Annotated in this window: 3 protein-coding genes; all 3 read right to left on the bottom strand. The window is 66.2% G+C overall.

The window, feature by feature from the left end:
• The coding region (locus tag WBV89_RS21470) for an ABC transporter permease (protein ID WP_423983370.1) at positions 1-939 on the bottom strand (939 nt) is incomplete at its 3' end.
• On the bottom strand, positions 936-2468 hold the full coding sequence (locus WBV89_RS21465; protein ID WP_423983369.1) for an ABC transporter ATP-binding protein: 1533 nt from the start codon (positions 2466-2468) through the stop codon (positions 936-938). The genes WBV89_RS21465 and WBV89_RS21470, both read right to left, overlap by 4 nt.
• A gap of 166 nt (positions 2469-2634) precedes the next feature.
• The coding region (locus WBV89_RS21460) for a BMP family lipoprotein (protein WP_423983368.1) at positions 2635-3590 on the bottom strand (956 nt) is incomplete at its 5' end.

Raw genomic sequence — 3590 nt, 5'->3', positions numbered from 1 at the left:
GTCGCCGGCGAATCCCTGGGTGGCGCGCCCCTGGGTGCCGAGCACCTCGCTGGCGCCGGCCAGCCCGGCGAACCCACCGGCGACCGCAAACGTCGTGATGATCAGGAATGCAGGCTTCATCCCCGCGTACCTGGCGGCGTTCGAGTTGGCCCCTTCGGCACGGATCTCGAACCCGAGCTTCGTCCGCTCGATCAGCCACCAGAAGAACACGGCGGCACCAAGCGCGAACAGGAAGCCGATGTGGGCCCGGAGTTCGGGTCGATCGAGGAATGCGAACAGTTTCGGCAGCGTGCCCTCGGGTGTGACCAGCTTCGAGATCGGGTCGCTGCGGCCTTCGCGGACGAACAGCTCGGTCTTGAGGAAGTACAACACCAGTGATCCGGCGATGAAGTTCAGCATGATCGTCGAGATCACTTCGTGGACGCCGGCACGGGCCTTCAAGATGCCGGGGATCAGCCCCCAGACCATTCCGCCGAGCATCCCGGCGCCGACGGCGAGTGGAATCTGGAGGATGGACGGGCCGTTCATCGAGAAGCCGACGTACACCGAGGCCATCCCGCCGACGAGCATCTGACCGGTGCCGCCGATGTTGAACAGTCCAGCGCGGAACGTGACGGCAACGGCGAGGCCTGCGAGCAGCAGTGGTGTGGTGGCGACGATCGTCTCGTTGATCGGACGGAATCCGTTGAACGCTCCGTCGGGCAGCGCGAGGTATGCATCCTTGATCGTGGTCAGGATCCCGCCGAAGTCTCCGTCGCGCAGCTTGTCGATGTCCGAGAAGGCGATCACCACGGTGCCGATGATCAGCGCGCTGATGAACGCCAACAGCGGCAGGGTGACGGCATTGGTCGTGTCGATCCGGTCGAGGACGCGGCGTACCACGCCGCGCTCGGGCGGCGAGTCGCTCGGGGCTTCGGGGGGCGATTGCACGTCGGTCATGCGGTCGTCTGCTCGTTCTGCTCGTTCTGCTCGAGTGCGCCGGCCATGTAGAGACCGACCTCGTTGTGGCTGGTCTGGTCGCGGGGCACGTTGGCCACGATGCGACCCCGGAAGAGCACGATCACCCGGTCGGCGAGAGCCATCACCTCGTCCAGCTCGGTGCTGACGACCAGCACCGCCGATCCCTCGTCGCGGGCGGCGACGACCTGGGCGTGGATGTATTCGATCGAGCCGACGTCGACGCCTCGAGTGGGCTGTGAGGCGATGACGAGTCGGAGATCGCGGCTCAGCTCGCGGGCGACGATCACCTTCTGCTGGTTGCCGCCGGACAGCGTTCCGGCCGGCGTGTCGATCGACGGTGTGCGCACGTCGTACTGCTCGGTGAGTTCCCGCGCGTTCGAGCGCACGCTCGGCCAATCCATCGTCACGCCGTTGCTGAACTGATCGGAGTGGTAGCGGGTGAGCACCATGTTCTCGGCGACGCTGAACTCGCCGACGAGACCCGAACGCTGGCGGTCCTCGGGAATGTGTGCCACGCCGGCCAGGTGGACATCTCTCGGGGAAGCATCGGTCAGGTCGATGCCGTCGACCGAGACACTTCCCGAGAGGATCTCGCGGAGACCGGTGATCGCTTCGACCAACTCGGTCTGGCCGTTGCCCTGGACGCCCGCGATCCCGACGATCTCACCGGCGTGCACGTCGAAGCTCGTGTGATCCACCAGCGTCCGACCGTCCTGGCCGACCACGTGGAGGTCGCGAACCTGCAGCGTGGAGTCACCGGGTTCGGCCGGTGCCTTGTCGACCACCAGTTGGACCGGACGCCCGACCATCAGCTCCGCGAGGCCCACCTCGTCGATCTCCCCGGGGTCCGCCTCGCCGACCGTCTGGCCTCGTCGCAGGACCGCGATGCGATCGGCGACGTTGAGCGCTTCGGTGAGCTTGTGGGTGATGAAGACGATGCCGCGCCCCGCGGCCTTGAGTGACTCGATGATCCGGAAGAAGTCGTCGATCTCCTGCGGTGTGAGAACCGCCGTCGGTTCGTCGAAAACGACGATCTCGGCATCGCGCAACAGCACCTTGGAGATTTCGACGCGTTGCTGGATCCCGACCGGGAGATCCTCGATCACGGCGTCGGGGTCGAGGCCGAGTCCGTACTCGCCCGAGATCCGTTCGACGTCCTTGGCGGCCTTGCGCCGGTCGAGTGAGAGCCCCCGCGTGGGCTCGATCCCGAGTACCACGTTCTCGGCGACCGTGAACACCGGGACGAGCATGAAGTGCTGGTGCACCATTCCGATCCCTGCGGCGATCGCATCGCCCGGCGATTCGAACCTGACGGGCGCACCATCGATGTAGATCGCTCCTTCATCGGCGTGGTACAGGCCGTACAGGATGTTCATCAACGTCGACTTGCCGGCACCGTTCTCGCCGACCAGTGCGAGCACTTCGCCCGACCGAATGGTGAGGTTCACGTTGTCGTTCGCCACGACGCCGGGAAATCGTTTGGTGATTCCGCGGAGCTCGAGTTCCATGCGCCGGTCAACTTAGTCGGCCCGGCGTTCGGCTCCGGCAACGGGTCCTCGCCCGCCGGGAGCGGCGCTCGGAGCCCGCGAAAACGACGACGGGGACCTCCCGTGAAGGAGGTCCCCGTCGAACGGTTCGGGCGAGCGTCGAAACGACGTCGCCGTCAGGTCATCGTCAGCCGACGGTGACGTCGCCGGCGATCAGCGCGGCGATGAGGTCTTCGACCTGGGTCTGCAGCTCGGCGGGAACGTCGCCCTCCTGGTCGTGGTACGGGGCGAGGCCCACACCATCGTTCTCGAGGGTTCCGACGTACTCTCCACCAAACTCACCACGACCGACGATCTGGTCGGCTGCGGCGATGACGGCCTGGTCGATGTTCTTGAGCACCGACGTGAGGTAGACGCCCGACTCGCTCGGGTTCGCGATGAATCCGTCGCTGTCGACGCCGATGATCCGGACGCCCTCGCTCTCGGCGGCGAATGCCGACGAGCCCAGACCGACCGGGCCGGCGACCGGGAAGATGATGTCGGCGCCCTCGTCGGCGAAGCTCGACGCGAGCCGCTTGCCGTCGTCGAGGTTCTCGAAGTTTCCGGCGAAGGTGCCGTCGGAGCCGTCCCACCCGAGAGCGGTGACTTCGCCGCCGTTCTCGCTGTTGTAGTAGTCGGCGCCCTTGACGTATCCGTCCATGAACACGGTGACCGGCGGAATGTTGATGCCGCCGTAGGTGGCAACCGTGCCCGACTCGGTCATACCGGCCGACAGGTAGCCGGCGACGAACGACGGCTCAGCGACGTCGAAGTTCAGGGTAAGGACGTTGTCGATCGGCTCCTCGTAGGCGACGTCGATGATCGCGAACTGCTGGTCCGGGTTGTTCGCGGCGGCCTCGGCAGTTGCGTCCTGGAGCAGGAACCCGACGGTCACGATGAGCGCACAGTCCTGTTCGATGAAGCTCTGGATGTTGGCTGCGTAGTCGGCGTCGGACGCGGACTCGAGCACCTGGGCTTCGACGCCCAGGGTCTCGGCTGCCTGCTGAGCACCCTCGAACGCGAGCTGGTTGAAGCCCTTGTCGTCGACGCCGCCGACGTCGGTGACCTCGCAGATGTCACCTTCCGGGCCGGCGGCCGCGGAGC

The organism is Ilumatobacter sp. (assembly GCF_049588435.1).
Taxonomy (GTDB): Bacteria; Actinomycetota; Acidimicrobiia; order Acidimicrobiales; family Ilumatobacteraceae; genus Ilumatobacter_A.
The sequence above is the reverse complement of the archived record's forward strand: the minus strand, read 5'-3'. Positions and strand labels throughout refer to the sequence as shown.